This is a genomic window from Bacillus sp. JZ109, from assembly GCF_053903135.1.
On record NZ_CP096388.1, the window covers coordinates 791,015 to 809,280 of the forward strand.

The window sequence follows — 18,266 nt, forward strand, 5'->3', positions numbered from 1 at the left end:
GTTTTCTTGGTACCGAAAGCGGGGGATTAATATGGATAAAAGAATTCTGGCGGAAACTTTCCGGCTGATCAAGCAAAAAGGATTTTCATTTACGATGAATGATTTGGCTGCAGCGCTGGGAACGAGCAAACGGACGCTCTATGCATATTATTCATCTAAAGATCAGCTTGTTGAGGCGGTTGTCGAACAATTTTTAGCCGAAATGAAGCAAATGGAAAGAGACATCTATGAAAATGAAAGTTTAAATGTGCTTGAAAAGGTGAAAAAAATGCTGCTCAGCCTTCCGCAGGGGATGGAACTGCTGAACATGGGATTATTAAATGAACTAAAGAAATACCATTACGATGCGTGGCTTACATTAGACACGTTTATTAAGGCAGAATGGGCCATTGTCCTAGCATTATTAAACGAGTGCAAACAGCAAAAGAGAATCAGAAACATTAATCCGGACCTGTTTATTCACATGTATATAGGGAGCATCAACCAAGTGTATGACCCTGAATATCCACTGAAACATCAGTTCACGACAGGAGAGGTACTTGAATCAATTGTAGATGTTTTGTTTAACGGTATAACAGCTGATGAGGAGGCTGATGCCACGTGAATTGGGTGTTTCTATGCTTGGCGATTTTGTTTGAGGTTGCGGGAACGGTCAGCATGAAGCTATCGTCTGGTTTTACAAAGCTTACTCCCAGTTTGCTGTTGATTTTCTTTTATGGAGGGAGTCTTTTCTTTCTGACGCTTACGCTTAAATCCATTGATGTATCAGTTGCTTATGCTGTATGGTCAGGGATGGGAATTGTCCTGATTACAGTCGTTGGTTTTTTGTTTTTTCAAGAACATGTTAGTGTCATCAAAGTCATTTCAATTGGATTGATTATTGCCGGTGTTGTGTCTTTAAACCTGATCGAGCATGCTGCGGTGTCTGAGCCGGTACATAAAAGCGGGCAGTACAAATGAGATATATGAAGCTGTTTTTTCTCGTGACTGATATCGGTTTTATCTTGTACTGGTTGTCAGCCGGGTTTTCGCTCATACCGGAAAGCTGGGCTTTTAAACATCATGACCATCCGTTTATGATCGCTTGGAACTGGTCTTTTTTTCCGCTGGATATCCTGATTTCTGTCACAGGGTTGTACAGCTTGTACCTACAGCAGGTGAATCGTGCTGACTGGAAGCTGATGGCGCTGATTTCTCTTATGCTGACCTGTTGTTCAGGTCTGCAGGCGCTATCATTCTGGACATTCAGCAGTGACTTTGATCTTGTGTGGTGGCTGTTTAATGGGTATCTATTGATTTATCCTTTATTTTTTATTCACCTGCTCTTGAAGGAAGGCAGAAGGACAAAACAGTCCTGACAGGTGCCGCTTTTATGATAATAAACTGATGTAATGAAGCAGAGACGGTATAAGTCTCTGTTTTTTTATCGGGCGCACCAATTGAGAAGCTAACCGTGTTTTTGGGCATACTAAAGCGAAGAAACGGGAAAAGTTCTACACATTCATTGAAAAGGATTTTGTCAAATGAACAAAACTGCTGCGAACAATCAAAGAATCATGCCTATCGTGAAGGATGCCTTTCGCATTCATGCAAATCCATTTCCTTGGAAAAAGGCTATCGGATCAGGTTTCGCTTCAGGGTTTCCTGTGCTGGTCGGTGCATTGGCAGGTCACACGGATTACGGATTAATTGCAAGTATCGGAGGCTTTGTTTATTTATATGCGGGCGGTGAATCGTACAAAAAGCGCGCCTTGAAGCTGCTCTTGGTTTCTATTGGGATCGCCCTCTCATTTGGTTTAGGGACGCTTTTGTCCGGGACGCTTTGGATAATGGCGGCTGTTTTGGGGCTGGTCGGTGCAGCGGCGATGTTTATTTTTAGCGCGCTCGGCATTCAAGGCCCTGCGCCGATGTTTTTTGTCCTTGCCTTTTTAGTCAGTTCCGGGCTGCCGGCCGATCCTTCACAAGCGCTGTTCAGAGCGGGACTGACGTTTCTCGGCGGCATTTTCGCCATGGGCATCGCGCTAATCGGCTGGTTATGGAACAAACATGGACCGGAGGAAGCGGTGTTGCAAAAAACATATCATCAGCTGGCTGCATGTCTTTCAGCCGTCGGAACGCCAGGTTTTCATAACGCACAGCATCAGACCGTGCTCATGCTTAGAACAGCCCGCCAAACGGTTCTTGGGAAAGGGGATAAATGGAAAAAATCGCAGCATGATGAACGATTTTTCCGCCTCCTTGAAAAAGCTGACGATATATTCATTGCCATTATTCATTTTTCAGCTGAAACGCCGGACAGAGAGACCGCGCAGATTGAAAAGGCACTTCGCCAAACCGGAGATATGCTTGCGAATGCACGGGTTTTCAATACGTTTCAGATTAATGAAAATGAATCTGAGCCTAGGCGGAAGCTGTTTGAAGAAATCAATGAGGTTTTGCATATCGCTTCAGGACGTTTTGATAAGCAGCTTGACGGGGAACCGAGCCGCCTGCCATCCTCTTTTTACTTTTTGAGAAATGCCTTTGACTGGAAGTCTCCGGTTTTGATTAGAGCGTTAAAGTACGGAATTGTTCTGTTTGCCGCCGATATGTTTGCCCTCGCATTCGGCTTTGCACGCTCCTATTGGATTCCGCTTTCGGCAGCAGCAGTCATGCTTGGCACTACTGTTGTTTTTACGCTTCACAGGGCTATTCAGCGTTCGGCCGGAACGGTGATCGGGGTAATGCTGGCTGGCGCAATCCTGTTTTTTAAGCCGGGCGGTGTTTATATTGCGTTATGTATTGCAGCGCTGCAATGTCTTCTTGAGATGCTGATCGTCCGCAATTATGCGCTGGCTGTTCCCTTTTTAACCGCAAATGCGCTTGTTATCACAGAAAGTATGCATGGCGGCGCGGGAGCCGGTTATTTTATGATAGCGAGGCTGACGGACGTAGCTGTCGGCAGCGTGATCGGGCTATTGGGAACAATGCTTTTGTGGCGGCGGTTTTCAACAAAGCGGCTGCCTGAACTGATGAGGAACGTCATCCGGTTGGAAGGGCAGTTTATGGAGAAACTGTTAACCGGGCAGAAAGCCGACGAACACAAGTTAAGGGTGAGCCTTGTCAGGCTTCGGGATGCGTATGACAAGGCGCTTGGAGAGTTTCCTCATGCGAATGCTGATGCGCTCTGGCCTGCCATTTCCGGTGCTCAGCACTTAGGGTACTATTTGCTCTCGGCCCAAGCTCACCGCCGTCCGCCTGCTCCGTTTTCTGATGAAGAGATCAACCAGCTGCGGGCGTTTTTTGAACAGGCTCAGCAATCCTTTATCATGAAAAGGATACCTGCGGATATTCAAGTGCCGCATGTTCCTCATTATCCTCGAATCAGTAAAGAATTGTCCGCGCTGTATTCAGGCTTGAGAACAGCTTTTGAAAAGTAAGCTGTTTGGAAAGTTAAATAATCTTTAATTCGAGATGTTTTACTTGAAAGTAAATTTCTTTGTCTCTATAATAAAGTCTAAGAGAGACAGAATAATCATTATGCATCTGTATGATAATAATTGGTGTGTGATTTTTAAAAACGAAAGGGCTGGTAAAAATGGCAAAAGTATTATATATCACTGCTCATCCGCATGACGAAGCAACTTCGTACAGTATGGCAACAGGTAAAGCATTTATCGAATCTTACAAAGAAGCAAATCCAAATGATGAAGTTGTACATATCGATTTGTACAAAGAAAACATCCCGCACATTGACGCAGATGTATTCAGCGGATGGGGAAAGCTTCAGTCAGGTACAGGCTTTGAAGAGCTTTCTGAAAGCGAAAAAGCGAAAGTAGGCCGTTTGGGAGAGCTTAGCGATCAATTTGCATCAGCTGATAAGTACGTATTTGTTACACCTTTATGGAACTTCTCATTCCCGCCAGTGATGAAAGCGTATCTCGATTCTGTTGCTGTTGCAGGAAAATCATTCAAATACACAGAACAAGGTCCTGTCGGCTTGTTGACTGATAAAAAAGCAATTCATATCCAAGCTCGCGGCGGCTACTATTCAGAAGGCCCTGCGGCTGAGATGGAAATGGGACACCGCTACATCGGCATCATGATGAACTTCTTCGGCGTACCATCATTCGAAGGCATTTTCGTAGAGGGACATAATGCGGAGCCTAATAAAGCACAGCAAATCAAAGAAGACGCGATTGCGCGTGCGAAAGAAGCAGGAAAAACATTCTAATGAAAAAGCCTCCCCTTATTTGGGGAGGCTTTTGTTTTAGTGCTCCAGCATAATGGTTCGTTTCTCTTTACTGCTTTTCATCGCGGCTTCAATGATGCGGATGACATTAATACCTTCCTCAGCAGTGACTGGCAGCGCAGCACCTTCCCGTATGCTTTCCGCTATTTTGCGGTAATAAGTAAGGTAGGAGCCATTTACTGATGGAATCGTTTCTGTTTTTTTGTCGGAGCCACGAATGGTTGTAAGCTGTCCGTAAAACTCCGGATCATCTGCACCCCAGCTGTCATCCTCTGGTTTTCTTCCCGCTCTGAGTGCGTCTTCCTGTCCGTCAATTCCGTATTTGATAAAGCTGGAATCTTTTCCATGGATTTGATAACGAGGTCCGTTTGCCGGAACGATTGATCCCCCGTATAGAATGGCTTGAAGCTTGCCATAGTCCAGGGTTAAATGAAAATAGTCAACCGTTTCGGCATTTTCCCGCTGGGCCATCACGTTTGCAGTCACGGCTTTAGGCATCCCAAACAAATGCAGGGTTTGGTCTATGATGTGGGAGCCGAGATCATACAGCGTACCAGTGGCAATGCCTTCTTTTTCCCGCCACCGCGCTTGAACTTCAGGTCTGTAGCGGTCATAGGAAACTTGATATGTATTGATATCTTCAAGAGATCCCTCAGAGATCAGCTTTTTAATCGTTAAAAAGTCGTTATCCCAGCGTCGGTTATGATATACGCTTAATAATACGCCTTTTTCATCGGCAGCCCTTTTTAATGTTTCCCCCTCTTCGGCTGTTGCTGTCATTGGTTTTTCCATCACAACATGTTTTCCGGCCTGTATGCATGCCATAGCATGCTCGTAATGAAGGCCGCTCGGGGTGGTGACAATGACAAGCTCAATGGCAGGGTCATTTGTGATTTCCTCAAGCTCATGTACAACCTCAGCATCTGGAAAGTCCCGTTTCACTTCTTCTGTCCGAGATGTCATGATTTTGCTGATTTGATATTCATCCAGAACATCCAGCAGCGGCCCGTGAAAAACAGAACCGGACAATCCGTATCCTAATATTCCAACCTTGATCGTATCCACTTTTCTTCTCCCCTTTAAAAGCGTTATCAACAGAAGTATATACCCTCCTGATCAAATGGTAAAACCTAACTGATTCATTTTTTGCGTCGGCATGCTTAGACAACCGTTTGGACAATCAGTATAATGGGAATTAATATCATTAAACAGAGGTGTACGCATGGAAAAGCATAACGAACATAAAACATTAAACCATAAAAGCTCGAAAGAAAAAGATCAGATTACAAACCGGCTTAAGCGGATTGAGGGTCAAGTCCGAGGCATTCAAAACATGGTGGAAAACGACAGATATTGTGTAGATATTCTTGTGCAAATTTCAGCTGTTCAGGCGGCAATGAAAAATGTGGCGCTTCATTTGCTTGAGGATCATGCCCATCATTGTGTAGCAGATGCCATCAAAAGCGGAGACGGGGAACAGGCCATTTCTGAGCTTTTGGACGTATTTAAAAAGTTCACAAAATCATAAAGCGTTTTTTTATTGTAATACCCTACGGGGGTATGGTAGGATGAAAATAGAAAGAATAAACAGGAGGAATTGATTATGGAACAAAAAACATTGCAAGTTGAAGGAATGTCTTGTCAGCACTGCGTCAAAGCAGTAGAAACAAGCGTAGGAGAACTGGACGGCGTCAGTGCCGTTCATGTCAATCTGGAAGCGGGTAAAGTCGATGTTTCGTTTGATGCTGACAAAGTATCAGTCAAAGATATTGCGGATGCGATAGAAGATCAGGGCTATGACGTAGCTGAGTGATTCAAGGTATCGCGCCTTTAGGGAGGCGCGATATTTCTTTCATTTTTATATACCCCCCAGGTGTATATAAAGGAGTGAGTATGTTGAGTGAACAAAAGGAAATCGCGATGCAGGTCTCTGGTATGACCTGTGCGGCATGTGCTGCCAGAATTGAAAAAGGCCTGAAGCGGATGCCCGGTGTCACGGATGCAAATGTTAATCTGGCAACGGAAACATCAAATGTAATCTACGATCCTGCTGAAACAGGGACTGCAGCGATTCAGGAAAAAATAGAGAAGTTGGGCTATCACGTCGTTACAGAAAAAGCTGAATTCGATATTGAGGGCATGACCTGTGCGGCTTGCGCCAATCGGATTGAAAAACGGCTTAACAAAATAGAAGGTGTCGCAAATGCTCCAGTAAACTTCGCTTTAGAAACAGTTACGGTCGAATACAATCCAAAAGAAGCGTCTGTCAGCGATTTGAAAGAAGCGGTAGATAAGCTTGGATATAAGCTAAAGTTGAAGGGGGAACAGGACAGTGAGGCTGCTGCTGCTAAAAAGAAAGAAGAACGGAAGCAAACGGCGAGACTGATTTTTTCAGCTGTCCTGTCGTTTCCATTGCTTTGGGCGATGGTGAGCCATTTTACATTTACATCATTCATTTGGGTACCCGATATATTTCTCAATCCGTGGATGCAATTTGCGCTGGCGACACCAGTCCAATTTCTGATCGGCTGGCCGTTTTATGTGGGTGCGTATAAGGCGCTCAGAAATAAAAGCGCCAATATGGATGTATTGGTCGCCCTCGGTACGACGGCTGCTTACGCTTATAGCCTTTATCTTACTTTTCAAAGCCTTGGCTCTCACGGGCATACAGATGGCCTTTACTATGAAACAAGCGCGATTTTGCTGACGCTGATTTTATTAGGCAAGTTGTTTGAAACAAAAGCTAAAGGCCGTTCCTCGGATGCGATTAAAAAGCTGATGAAGCTTCAAGCGAAAACAGCGACTGTTGTAAGAGACGGACAGGAGCAAATCATCCCGATCGACGAAGTGCTTGTTAATGACATTGTTTACGTCAAACCTGGCGAACGAATTCCTGTCGACGGAGAAGTGGTTGAAGGCCGTTCAGCGGTTGACGAATCGATGATTACAGGAGAAAGTCTTCCTGTTGACAAAAATCCTGGTGACAGCGTGACAGGTTCAACCGTTAACGCAAACGGTTTCCTGAAAATTAAAGCTGTCAACGTCGGAAAGGATACTGCGCTTTCTCATATCATCAAAATTGTTGAGGAAGCACAAGGGTCAAAAGCGCCGATCCAGCGTCTCGCTGACCAGATTTCAGGCATTTTTGTACCCATTGTATTGGGGATTGCCGTTCTCACTTTTCTCATTTGGTATCTTTGGGCGGCTCCTGGCGATTTTGCTGAAGCGATCAGCAAGTTCATTGCGGTTCTTGTCATTGCCTGTCCTTGCGCCCTCGGTCTTGCCACTCCGACGAGCATAATGGCTGGATCTGGACGCGCTGCTGAATTCGGGATTTTATTTAAAGGCGGCGAGCATTTAGAAAAAACACATCGTCTCGATACCATTGTTCTTGATAAAACCGGAACCGTGACAAACGGGAAGCCGCGTCTGACGGATGCCATTCCATTCGGCCGTTTTGAAGAAAAAGATTTGCTTCAATTTGCAGCGGCAGCGGAAACGGGATCAGAGCATCCGCTTGGCGAAGCGATTATTGCTGGCGTGAAAGATAAAGGGCTTGAGATACCGAAGCTTACCCGCTTTGAAGCAAAAGTCGGCGCAGGCATTTTGGCTGAAGCCGGAGGAAAAAGCATTCTCGTCGGCACAAGAAAATTAATGGAGAGCGAACAGGTTGAGCATGGTGCTCTTCTCGCCCAAATGGAAGAGCTAGAGGCCGAAGGGAAAACAGTTATGCTTGTATCCATTGATGGAGAAGCAGCGGGGCTAGTAGCGGTTGCAGATACGATTAAGGATACGTCACGGAAGGCTGTTGCCCGTCTGAAAGAGTTGGGCCTTGATGTCATCATGATGACAGGAGACAATCGCAGAACCGCAGAAGCCATCGCGAAGGAAGCGGGAATTACGAATATCATTGCGGAAGTCCTTCCTGAACAAAAGGCAGCAGAAATTGCCCGCTTGCAAAAAGAAGGCCGCCAGACAGCAATGGTAGGCGACGGAATTAACGATGCGCCGGCGCTTGCCACAGCTGACATCGGCATGGCGATTGGAACTGGCACGGACATTGCCATGGAAACAGCAGACATTACACTGATTCGCGGCGATCTGAACAGTATTGCCGACGCAATCCGCATGAGCAGATTGACAATGAAAAACATTAAACAAAATTTATTCTGGGCGCTTGGCTATAACAGCCTCGGCATCCCAATCGCAGCACTTGGATTTTTAGCACCGTGGATAGCAGGAGCAGCAATGGCATTCAGCTCCGTTTCCGTTGTTCTGAATGCTCTTCGTCTGCAAAAAGTAAAATGAAAAACCGGCTATATGCCGGTTTTTGTTTTTCATTGACACTTTCTTGGAAAACAACATATAATAGGTGTAACTTATATATGAGTATATGCTCATATATATTAAAATGAATGCAATACTCATTGATACGCTTTGAAAAGGGAACCCTAAATCGGAAGGTAAGGTGAGACTAGTGAAACAGGAATACGTTCTGGACGGTTTGGATTGCAGCAATTGTGCCCAAAAAATCGAAAATGGAGTCAAAGGCATAAAAGGCATTGACGGATGCGCGGTAAATTTTGCGGCAAGCACCTTAACTGTCTCAGCCGATGGGAAAGAAGAGCAATGGGTCACGAATAAAGTAGAGAAAAAAGTGAAATCAATTGATCCGCATGTAACGGTTCGCCAAAAGCATATAAAGAAATCAGCTGATGATGGCTATCGTAATCGAATGGTCAATATGCTGATCAGAATGGCGGCGGCTGTCATTCTCGGCGCAGCGGCATATTTGGTTCATTCGGGAACCATTGAACTTTTCCTTTTCCTCGCTGCTTATTTGATCATCGGCGGTGACATTATGATCCGCGCAGTCAAAAACATCATCCGCGGTCAGGTGTTTGATGAGCATTTCTTAATGGCTCTTGCTACAATCGGCGCCTTTCTGATTCAGCAATACCCTGAGGGCGTCGCCGTTATGCTGTTTTATCAAATCGGTGAGCTTTTTCAAGGTGCCGCGGTCAGCCGTTCCAGAAAATCAATTAGTGCGTTAATGGACATACGGCCTGATTACGCCAATCTCAAAACAAAGAACGGCATCGAACAGGTTTCCCCGGAGGATGTTCAGACAGGAGACATCATTGTGGTTAATCCGGGAGAAAGCATACCCCTGGACGGTAAGGTCGTGCAAGGGTCAGCGATGGTTGATACATCTGCTTTAACAGGTGAGTCCGTTCCGAGAAAAGCTGCGGAAGGACAAGATGTAATGTCAGGCTTTATCAATCAAAACGGCGTTCTGCATATTGAAGTTACAAAGGGCTATCAGGAATCAGCAGTATCAAAAATATTAGACTTGGTTCAGAATGCGAGCAGCCGTAAAGCCCGGACAGAAAACTTTATCACGAAGTTTGCCAAGTATTATACACCTGCTGTTGTGATCATCGCGGTATTGCTGGCCTTTGTTCCGCCGCTTGTTCTTTCTGGCGCCGCGCTTTCCGATTGGGTGTACCGCGCGCTTATCTTTTTAGTGATTTCTTGTCCTTGTGCGCTTGTTGTCTCCATTCCGCTCGGTTTCTTCGGCGGAATCGGAGCGTCCTCAAAGGCCGGAGTGCTTGTAAAGGGAAGCAATTATTTAGAAGCTTTGAATCAAGTCAAATACGCGGTGTTTGATAAAACGGGAACACTAACAAAAGGCAGCTTTGAAGTGACAGAAATCAAACCCGCGGAAGGTTTTACAAAGGATAGATTACTTGAAGCGGCGGCATACGCTGAGCTTCATTCACAGCATCCAATTGCTGAATCTGTGCGTAAAGCTTACGGGAAAATGCTTTCCTCCGATGAGATTGAGTCATACGAAGAAATCTCTGGCCACGGCATTTTTGCAAAGGTAAATGGAACTGAGATCCTTGCTGGGAATAAAAAGCTCATGGAAAGAGAACAAATTGAGGATGTCCCGGATGAAAATGCTGGAACAATCGTACACGTTGCTGTTGATCAACGCTATGCCGGAGCAATCATCATAGCGGATGAGATAAAGGAAGACGCAGCACAAGCGGTTGCTGATCTGAAGTCGCTTGGGATCAAACAGACAGCTATGCTGACGGGTGATTCGAAACAAACGGGAGAAGCCGTCGGAAAACAGCTTGGGATTGGTGAGGTATATGCAGAGCTGCTGCCGCAAGATAAAGTCGCGCAGGTCGAAGCATTGGAAGCTAAGCTTTCACCTAATGAAAAACTCATTTTTGTCGGTGACGGCATCAATGATACGCCGGTGCTTGCCCGCGCAGATATAGGGATCGCGATGGGAGGCCTTGGCTCAGACGCCGCAGTAGAAGCCGCAGACATCGTGCTGATGACAGATCAGCCGTCAAAAATAGCGGAAGCGATTCGGATTGCGAAACGGACACGGCGAATCGTGTGGCAAAACATCGGCTTTGCTTTAGGTGTGAAAGCGATCTTTCTCATTCTTGGTGCATTTGGAATTGCGACCATGTGGGAAGCGGTTTTCTCAGATGTCGGCGTTACACTGCTTGCTGTGGCGAACGCCATGCGCGTCATGCGTCTCAAAAACAAATAAATTGTCGGAGAGAATTCATTTTTTCGGGGTTTTCTTATCAGCGCTTGTCTTGTTAAAATAAAGAAGTGGGTCAATTGCGATCCGCTTCTTTTTTAATTTTAAAACGATGAGGTGTCGGAGTGAAAAAGAAACAGCAGTCTTCTGCGAAATTCGCGGTCATCCTTACGGTTGTGGTTGTTGTATTGCTAGCAGCCATTGTCATCATTAATAACAAAACGGAACAAGGTAATGATGCGGTGTCCGGGCAGCCGTCTATCAAAGGGCAGCCTGTGCTTGGCAAGGACGATGCACCGGTAACTGTAGTAGAATTCGGAGATTACAAATGTCCGTCTTGCAAGGTGTTTAACAGTGACATCTTTCCAAAAATACAAAAAGACTTTATTGATAAGGGCGATGTGAAATTTTCTTTCGTGAACGTCATGTTCCATGGAAAAGGTTCAAGATTAGCGGCTCTTGCATCTGAAGAAGTATGGAAGGAAGACCCTGACTCTTTCTGGGATTTCCATGAAAAGCTGTTCGAAAAACAGCCGGATACGGAACAGGAATGGGTAACCCCAGGCCTCCTTGGTGATCTTGCAAAAAACACCACAAAGATAAAACCTGAGACACTCAAGGAAAATCTTGATAAGGAAACATTCGCTTCTCAAGTGGAAAAGGATTCTGACCTTAATCAAAAAATGAACATACAGGCAACACCGACGATTTACGTCAATGATAAAGTGATCAAAAATTTTGCGAATTATGATGAAATCAAAGAGACAATAGAAAAAGAGCTGAAAGGGAAGTAACGATATGAAAAATAGAATCGTATTTTTATATGCTTCCTGGGTTGTGGCTCTTATCGCTATGCTGGGCAGCCTGTATTTCAGTGAAATCAGAAAGTTTATTCCATGTGAACTGTGCTGGTACCAGCGTATCCTCATGTATCCACTCGTCCTGATTTTAGGCATCGCCACCTTTCAAGGGGACATACGAGTGAAAAAATATGTGCTCCCGATGGCGATTATAGGGGCATTCATTTCGACTATGCATTACTTAGAGCAAAAAGTGCCCGGTTTTAGCGGCATTAAGCCGTGTGTAAGCGGCGTGCCGTGCTCGGGCCAATATATTAACTGGTTTGGTTTTATTACGATTCCATTCCTGGCCCTGATTGCTTTTATCCTGATTATCGTTTTTATGTGCCTGCTGAAAGGCGAAAAATCTGAATAACAAAAAAAGCGCCCGCGTATGCCGGGCGCTTTTTTAATTTCGCAAACTCATGTCCATCAGCAATAGCCGTATTCCCTCTAAATTTATCTTTTTTTCTCATAAAAATGTTATTGATTTTACGCTGGAGCGATTATAAAATCTAGAGGTCGTCAGAAAATTTAACAAACATAAAAGGGAGTCATCAGAATGGCTTGGGAGCTGCTCAGTGTGATTGGCATCATTGCGTTTGCAGTCAGCGGCGCAATTGTTGCGATGGAAGAGGAATATGATATTTTAGGAGTTTATATATTAGGGATTGTCACCGCTTTTGGAGGAGGAGCGATCCGCAATTTGCTGATCGGTGTTCCGGTGTCAGCGCTATGGGAGCAGGGAGCGTACTTTCAAATCGCGCTTTTATCTATTACAATTGTGTTTCTGTTTCCGAAGCTGCTGCTGAAGCATTGGAATAAGTGGGGCAATTTATCAGATGCGATCGGCCTCGCTGCCTTTGCTATCCAAGGCGCACTGTATGCTGTCAAAATGGGCCATCCGCTTAGTGCCGTGATCGTGGCTGCGGTGCTGACGGGAAGCGGGGGCGGAATCATCCGCGACCTTCTTGCCGGGCGCAAACCGCTTGTGCTGAAGGCAGAAATTTATGCAGTCTGGGCGGCTCTCGGCGGTTTAATCGTCGGCTTGGGCTGGCTGGGAAACTCGTTCGGCTTGTACGTTCTGTTTTTCGTGCTCGTTGTTTGCCGGGTTTGTTCCTATATGTTTAATTGGAAGCTGCCAAACCGTTCTTTTCGCTTAGATAGTCAGTAAAATAAAAGAAACCTCTCCGTCATGGAGAGGTTTCTTTTATGGTAGCCTGCCGGGATCAAATAAAAAGTCCTTTTCGAATGCTGACGCGCAGAGCAAAGCTATTGAAAATTAATAGGTAGCCCAAAAGGTATAGCTGATGGTTTTTTTAGTTCCTGTGTTAGTGAATTTGAATCTGTATTTTGTTTTGTAGCTTTTAGAAGCTTGTTTGTAACTTAAATTTGTAGAGCCTTTTTTCGTTGCATAAAAAGTTTTAACATTTTTCCAGCCTTTATTTGTCTTTTGTTGCAGAGTTGCTGTAATTTTCCCGCTGCCTGATCCGTTTGCTGTCATGTTGGCCCAAGTTCCTCGTCCTGGATAATAAATCTGAAATGTTGGCGAGTAAGTATAGTTTTTAAATGAGCCCGAATGGTAATGAGTACTCCATATTTGACCTTTTTTAACCCAATCTTTAGCTTCCGCTTTGTTGTTTACTAGGTCAATTGCCGTAAAACTTGTTACGGCTACGACGAATGCCAGCAACATCATAGATAGCTTTTTCTTCACTGAGTATTTCCTCCTAACTAATTCTGGTTCTTTCTTCATGTTTATATCATAAACCGAGAGAAATAATGTAACATCGTCCTATTCTCCCAAATGAAAAACTTCAATTTGTTGAAATATGTCGAAATTGGATGAAAAATGACTATTTTACTGCGACTATAGATACGATAGCAAGGATGTAGTTGCTTTATGGAAGATGACAATAACAGCCAGTTTAGTCATTCTTCACGTTAGATGAACAGACAAACACGGTAAAGCTCTGCGGTGTTTTTAAAATGAAAAAGAAATATTATATCGAAGATTGAATGGAATAAGGAATCGATACTGATGAAAGAGAAGATTCGCAACCTAAGAAAAGCACCTCCAACAGTGATCAATGTGAAATCATAAGAGAAAAAACCGATTTCGAGTTGAAATCGGTTTTTTCTGCATATAAATAACCCAAACCTTGATTGGTATTGGGTGAATGTGCTAAGATAAATTGTATTTGCCAGTTTCGTTATACATTCGATATATGTATCCAATTATATTTTACAGTATTTCATCTATGTTTGTCAACTATTTTCTGGAGGTGCCGTTCATGAATCAGCAGGATAAGGAATGGAAGGAAGAGCAGTCGAGAATAGATGAGGTGCTGCAGGAGCTCGAAAAAAAAGAGCGGTTTCTGGAAACGTCTGCGGGCGGGTTGAAGCATGATATCATCGGATTAAGAAAAAGCTTTTGGGAGGATGTTAAGGTTAATTTTGATGATGCCCATGAAGCGATTGAAACGATGGCAAGCATTAAGCAGCAGGCAGAGCTGCTGTCTGATCGGGAACACAATCATCGGCGCATGGATCAGCAGCTCAAACGAATTCATCAATTAAAAAAATCGCCTTATTTCGGCCGGATTGATTTTATTGAAAACGGCGAGGAGCAGGCAGAGCGAATTTATATCGGTTTAGCTTCCTGTTTGGATGAGAAGGAGGAACACTTTCTGATTTATGACTGGAGGGCGCCGATATCAAGTTTGTACTACAATTATTCCCCAGGTAAAGCGGAGTACGAGGTGCCCGGTGAAACGATAGAAGGGGAAATGGTGCTGAAACGCCAGTTTATGATCAAAAACGGCACTCTCAAGGCGATGTTTAATACCGATATGACGATTGGTGATGAAATGCTGCAAGAGGTATTAAGCCATCACTCCGATACCCAAATGAAAAACATCGTGTCTACGATTCAGAAAGAACAAAATCAGATTATCCGTAATGAAAAAAGCAAGATCCTGATCGTGCAGGGAGCGGCTGGCAGCGGGAAAACATCGGCTGCGCTTCAGCGTGTCGCTTATTTGTTATACAGGCACCGTGGCGTCATTGATGCCGGACAAATCGTTTTGTTTTCTCCCAACTTCTTATTTAACAGCTATGTCTCCTCTGTTTTGCCGGAGTTAGGAGAAGAGAATATGGAGCAGGCGACGTTTCAGGAATATATCGAGCATCGTCTTGGCCGCAAGTTCAAATGTGAAAGCCCCTTTGATCAGCTCGAATATTGCCTGACCGAAACAAAGGGAGGCGATTTTCCAACAAGGCTTGCGGGAATCACATGGAAGGCGGGTTTATCCTTTCAGCAATTCATTAATGAATACGTCACACGGCTTTCCTCTGAAGGGATGATTTTTAAAAATATTATATTCCGCGGACAAAAGCTGATCACAAAGGAGCAAATTCAATCCTATTTTTACTCATTGGATCAAAATCACTCCATTCCGAATCGGATGGAGCAAACCGCGAAGTGGCTGCTGAGTGAGCTTAACAAGCTTGAGAAAAAGGAACGGCGAAAGGATTGGGTCGTTCATGAAGCTGAGCTGCTTGACAAAGAGGACTACTTGGACGTGTACAAAAAACTGCAAGAAAGGAAACGGTTCAGCGAGAGTACGTTTAACGATTATCAAAGAGAGCAGCAGCTGCTTGCCGCCATCATTGTGAAAAAAGCTTTCAAACCGCTCAAGCAGGCAGTCAGGCTCCTTGCATTTCTTGATGTTTCACAGCTGTATTTGCAATTGTTTTCTGGCTGGGGAGGGAAATTTCAGCATGAGAAGATGGCCGTGATAGGTGAGCTGACCCGTTCGGCATTTACGGATAATAAATTGCTCTATGAGGACGCGGCACCGTTTCTTTATATGCAGGATCTGATTGAGGGCAGAAAGAAAAATACGAAGATCAAACATCTATTTATTGACGAAGCCCAGGACTATTCACCGTTTCAGATGGCTTACATGAGAAGTATTTTTCCGGCTGCCAGCATGACAGTGCTCGGTGATATCAATCAGTCCATCTACGCGCATACCATACACGGGGATCAGCGTATGGATGCGTGCTTTGAGGATGATCCTGCTGAGTATGTTCGTTTAAAGAGAACATACAGATCAACAAGGCAGATTGTCGAGTTTACCAAAGCGATGCTTCAAGATGGAGCGGATATTGAGCCGTTTAATAGAAGCGGGGAAATGCCGCTCGTTGTCAAAACTGAAGGACATGAGAGCCTTTGCCAAAAGCTCGCGCAAGAAATTGGCCGGCTCAAGAAAAAAGGGCACGAAACAATAGCCGTCATCTGCAAGGCTGCGCAGCAATGCATACAGGCGCACGCCCACATGAGTGAATATACAGATGTTCGCCTGATTCATAAAGAAAATCAACCATTCCAAAAGGGTGTTTGCGTGATTCCGGTGTATTTAGCGAAGGGAATTGAATTTGACGCAGTGCTTGTCTATGATGCATCTGAAGAACACTATCATACAGAGCACGACCGCAGGCTTTTATATACTGCGTGCACCCGTGCGATGCACATGCTGGCGGTATTTTATACAGGTGAAGCCAGTCCGTTTGTAACCGCTGTGCCGCCTCACTTATATCAGATTGCTGAATGAAGAGAAGGGAGTCCTTCTCTTTTTTCTATTTACATGAAGCATAGCCGTTTTATCATTAGGATTCTTAATAGTTATCATCATGTAAATATATTTTACTTAAGCCTAGTATTCCGGTAAAGTTCAATTAGATGCAATTTTCGATCAGTTTATAACTTTGTGAGGTGGATACGTTGCAACTTCAGGTAATGAACAGTCCGTTTAATCAGGAGCAGGCAGAGCTCCTTAACCGCCTTCTGCCGACCTTGACCGAATCCCAGAAAATCTGGCTGAGCGGATATTTATCCGCTCAATCTGTTTCCGCCCAAGAAGCTGCGGGTGCGCCGGCGGCAGCTGTGTCTGCGGAAGCACCAGCACCGGCCGTTTCAAAAGAAGTGACCGTTCTTTATGGTTCACAGACGGGAAACGCACAGGGGCTTGCAGAAAATGCCGGCAAGCAGCTTGAACAGAGCGGTTTTCAAGTGACCGTCTCATCCATGAGCGATTTTAAGCCGAATCAGCTGAAGAAGGTAACCAATCTTTTAATCGTCGTCAGTACGCATGGAGAAGGCGAGCCGCCTGATAACGCGCTGTCGTTTCACGAATTTCTGCACGGAAGACGGGCGCCTAAGCTTGAAGACCTGCGCTTTTCCGTTTTGGCGCTTGGTGACAGTTCGTACGAGTTTTTCTGCCAGACAGGGAAAGAATTTGATCAGCGCTTAGAAGAACTCGGCGGAAAACGGATTTCTCCGCGCGTTGATTGCGATCTTGACTATGATGAACCGGCAGCCGAATGGCTTGAGGGTGTATTGAAGGGATTAAATGAAGCTGGGGTCGGAAGCGCCGCGCCTGCGCCGGCGGCTGCGTCACAAACCGGTGAGTCTTCGTATTCCAGAACAAACCCGTTTCGGGCTGAAGTGTTAGAAAATTTAAATTTAAACGGCAGAGGATCAAATAAAGAAACACGCCATGTGGAGCTGTCTCTTGAAGGATCTGGCCTGACTTACGAGCCTGGTGACAGCCTCGGCGTCTATCCGGAAAACGATCCGGAACTTGTCGAGCTGCTCCTAAAGGAAATGAATTGGGACCCGGAAGAAATTGTGACGCTTAATAAGCAAGGTGATGTCCGTCCGCTGAAAGAAGCGCTGATTTATCACTATGAGATTACCGTTCTCACAAAACCGCTTCTTGAACAGGCAGCCCAGCTGACAGGGAACGATGAGCTTAGAGAGCTTTTAGCCCCGGGAAATGAGGAGAATGTAAAAGCCTATATTGAAGGGCGCGATTTGCTTGATCTCGTCCGTGACTATGGCCCATTTAGTGTATCTGCGCAGGAGTTTGTCTCTATTTTGCGAAAAATGCCTGCCCGCCTTTATTCGATTGCAAGCAGTTTATCCGCAAATCCGGATGAAGTGCATTTAACAATCGGCGCAGTCCGCTACGATGCGCACGGCCGTGAACGAAAAGGCGTCTGCTCGATTTTGTGCGCGGAACGTCTGCAGCCGGGTGACACACTGCCGGTTTATGTACAGCACAATCAAAACTTTAAGCTTCCGAAAGACCCTGAAACACCGATTATCATGGTGGGCCCTGGGACAGGCGTCGCACCTTTCCGTTCCTTTATGCAGGAGCGTGAGGAGACGGGAGCGGAAGGAAAGGCATGGATGTTCTTTGGCGATCAGCACTTTGTCACGGATTTCCTTTACCAGACAGAGTGGCAGAATTGGCTCAAAGACGGTGTGCTGACAAAAATGGATGTGGCGTTCTCACGTGATACGGAAGAAAAAGTATATGTGCAGCACCGCATGCTCGAACACAGCGCAGAATTGTTTGAATGGCTTCAAGAAGGAGCGGCTGTTTACATTTGCGGAGATGAAAAGCATATGGCGCATGACGTCCATCACACATTACTTGAAATTATCGAAAAAGAAGGCAATATGAGCCGCGAAGAAGCGGAGGCTTATCTTGCCGATATGCAGCAGCAAAAACGCTATCAGCGTGATGTATATTGATTTGACTTGAAAGGAGTT

The 18,266-nt window shown here is 45.1% G+C and carries 16 protein-coding genes; 14 read left to right on the forward strand and 2 right to left on the reverse strand.

The genetic code is table 11. The features are described 5' to 3' along the window. The first annotated feature begins 31 nt into the window (after positions 1-31). The 5 genes from M1D94_RS04010 to azoRB all read left to right on the forward strand — a co-directional run bounded on the left by M1D94_RS04010 (position 32) and on the right by azoRB (position 4,213). Positions 32-604 (forward strand): TetR/AcrR family transcriptional regulator, encoded by a 573-nt coding sequence (locus M1D94_RS04010; RefSeq protein ID WP_151870052.1) that lies wholly within the window; start codon positions 32-34, stop codon positions 602-604. Then, complete coding sequence (locus M1D94_RS04015; RefSeq protein ID WP_021480607.1) at positions 601-960, forward strand: DMT family transporter; 360 nt, start codon at positions 601-603, stop codon at positions 958-960. The genes M1D94_RS04010 and M1D94_RS04015 overlap by 4 nt, the downstream gene beginning before the upstream one ends. Then, positions 957-1,358: a YvaD family protein gene (locus M1D94_RS04020; protein WP_151870053.1), complete on the forward strand. Its 402-nt coding sequence runs from the start codon at positions 957-959 to the stop codon at positions 1,356-1,358. The genes M1D94_RS04015 and M1D94_RS04020 overlap by 4 nt, the downstream gene beginning before the upstream one ends. A 165-nt stretch (positions 1,359-1,523) precedes the next feature. Next, entirely contained in the window at positions 1,524-3,419 is a 1,896-nt protein-coding gene (locus tag M1D94_RS04025; RefSeq protein WP_167568117.1) for an FUSC family protein, read from the forward strand. Positions 3,420-3,577: 158 nt separating this feature from the next. Beyond that, the gene (azoRB, locus tag M1D94_RS04030) at positions 3,578-4,213 is read left to right on the forward strand and encodes an FMN-dependent NADH-azoreductase AzoRB (RefSeq protein ID WP_151870055.1); all 636 of its coding nucleotides are present in this window, start codon (positions 3,578-3,580) and stop codon (positions 4,211-4,213) included. 36 nt (positions 4,214-4,249) lie between these two features. Here the strand turns inward: azoRB and iolW are convergent, their stop codons facing one another. Beyond that, the gene (gene iolW, locus M1D94_RS04035) at positions 4,250-5,326 is read right to left on the reverse strand and encodes a scyllo-inositol 2-dehydrogenase (protein WP_029725934.1); all 1,077 of its coding nucleotides are present in this window, start codon (positions 5,324-5,326) and stop codon (positions 4,250-4,252) included. 127 nt (positions 5,327-5,453) lie between these two features. On the opposite strand from iolW, the gene csoR reads away from it, so the two are divergent. The 7 genes from csoR (at position 5,454) to M1D94_RS04070 (ending at position 12,815) form a co-directional block, all read left to right on the forward strand. After that, positions 5,454-5,759: a copper-sensing transcriptional repressor CsoR gene (gene csoR, locus M1D94_RS04040; RefSeq protein ID WP_003228404.1), complete on the forward strand. Its 306-nt coding sequence runs from the start codon at positions 5,454-5,456 to the stop codon at positions 5,757-5,759. 75 nt (positions 5,760-5,834) lie between these two features. Then, on the forward strand, positions 5,835-6,044 hold the full coding sequence (copZ, locus tag M1D94_RS04045) for a copper chaperone CopZ (RefSeq protein WP_003228406.1): 210 nt from the start codon (positions 5,835-5,837) through the stop codon (positions 6,042-6,044). A gap of 83 nt (positions 6,045-6,127) precedes the next feature. Then, the gene (copA, locus tag M1D94_RS04050) at positions 6,128-8,539 is read left to right on the forward strand and encodes a copper-exporting P-type ATPase CopA (protein WP_456270519.1); all 2,412 of its coding nucleotides are present in this window, start codon (positions 6,128-6,130) and stop codon (positions 8,537-8,539) included. A 160-nt stretch (positions 8,540-8,699) separates the two neighbouring features. After that, positions 8,700-10,808: a heavy metal translocating P-type ATPase gene (locus M1D94_RS04055; protein WP_151870056.1), complete on the forward strand. Its 2,109-nt coding sequence runs from the start codon at positions 8,700-8,702 to the stop codon at positions 10,806-10,808. Between the two features lie 119 nt (positions 10,809-10,927). Further along, a complete protein-coding gene (gene bdbD, locus M1D94_RS04060; protein WP_124059103.1) occupies positions 10,928-11,596 on the forward strand; it encodes a disulfide bond formation protein BdbD in 669 nt (222 codons plus the stop codon). 4 nt (positions 11,597-11,600) lie between these two features. Beyond that, positions 11,601-12,017 (forward strand): disulfide oxidoreductase, encoded by a 417-nt coding sequence (locus M1D94_RS04065; RefSeq protein WP_124059102.1) that lies wholly within the window; start codon positions 11,601-11,603, stop codon positions 12,015-12,017. A gap of 186 nt (positions 12,018-12,203) precedes the next feature. Then, positions 12,204-12,815, forward strand: a complete 612-nt coding sequence (locus tag M1D94_RS04070; protein WP_003228419.1) for a trimeric intracellular cation channel family protein — start codon at positions 12,204-12,206, stop codon at positions 12,813-12,815. Between the two features lie 108 nt (positions 12,816-12,923). On the opposite strand, the gene M1D94_RS04075 is transcribed toward M1D94_RS04070, so the two are convergent. Continuing rightward, positions 12,924-13,358 (reverse strand): hypothetical protein, encoded by a 435-nt coding sequence (locus tag M1D94_RS04075; protein ID WP_014477979.1) that lies wholly within the window; start codon positions 13,356-13,358, stop codon positions 12,924-12,926. A 577-nt stretch (positions 13,359-13,935) separates the two neighbouring features. Here M1D94_RS04075 and helD point away from each other — a divergent pair. Further along, positions 13,936-16,260, forward strand: a complete 2,325-nt coding sequence (gene helD / locus M1D94_RS04080; RefSeq protein ID WP_456270431.1) for a DNA helicase IV — start codon at positions 13,936-13,938, stop codon at positions 16,258-16,260. Between the two features lie 170 nt (positions 16,261-16,430). Continuing rightward, a complete protein-coding gene (locus tag M1D94_RS04085; protein WP_064671595.1) occupies positions 16,431-18,248 on the forward strand; it encodes an assimilatory sulfite reductase (NADPH) flavoprotein subunit in 1,818 nt (605 codons plus the stop codon). Positions 18,249-18,266: the final 18 nt, after the last annotated feature.

What these genes read in the sequence shown, in the direction of transcription:
- M1D94_RS04025 (WP_167568117.1), top strand. Translation starts at nt 1,524, where the DNA reads ATGAACAAAACTGCTGCGAACAATCAAAGAATCATGCCTATCGTGAAG.
- M1D94_RS04065 (WP_124059102.1), top strand. Translation starts at nt 11,601, where the DNA reads ATGAAAAATAGAATCGTATTTTTATATGCTTCCTGGGTTGTGGCTCTT.
- csoR (WP_003228404.1), top strand. Translation starts at nt 5,454, where the DNA reads ATGGAAAAGCATAACGAACATAAAACATTAAACCATAAAAGCTCGAAA.
- M1D94_RS04070 (WP_003228419.1), top strand. Translation starts at nt 12,204, where the DNA reads ATGGCTTGGGAGCTGCTCAGTGTGATTGGCATCATTGCGTTTGCAGTC.
- M1D94_RS04010 (WP_151870052.1), top strand. Translation starts at nt 32, where the DNA reads ATGGATAAAAGAATTCTGGCGGAAACTTTCCGGCTGATCAAGCAAAAA.
- helD (WP_456270431.1), top strand. Translation starts at nt 13,936, where the DNA reads ATGAATCAGCAGGATAAGGAATGGAAGGAAGAGCAGTCGAGAATAGAT.
- copZ (WP_003228406.1), top strand. Translation starts at nt 5,835, where the DNA reads ATGGAACAAAAAACATTGCAAGTTGAAGGAATGTCTTGTCAGCACTGC.
- M1D94_RS04020 (WP_151870053.1), top strand. Translation starts at nt 957, where the DNA reads ATGAGATATATGAAGCTGTTTTTTCTCGTGACTGATATCGGTTTTATC.
- azoRB (WP_151870055.1), top strand. Translation starts at nt 3,578, where the DNA reads ATGGCAAAAGTATTATATATCACTGCTCATCCGCATGACGAAGCAACT.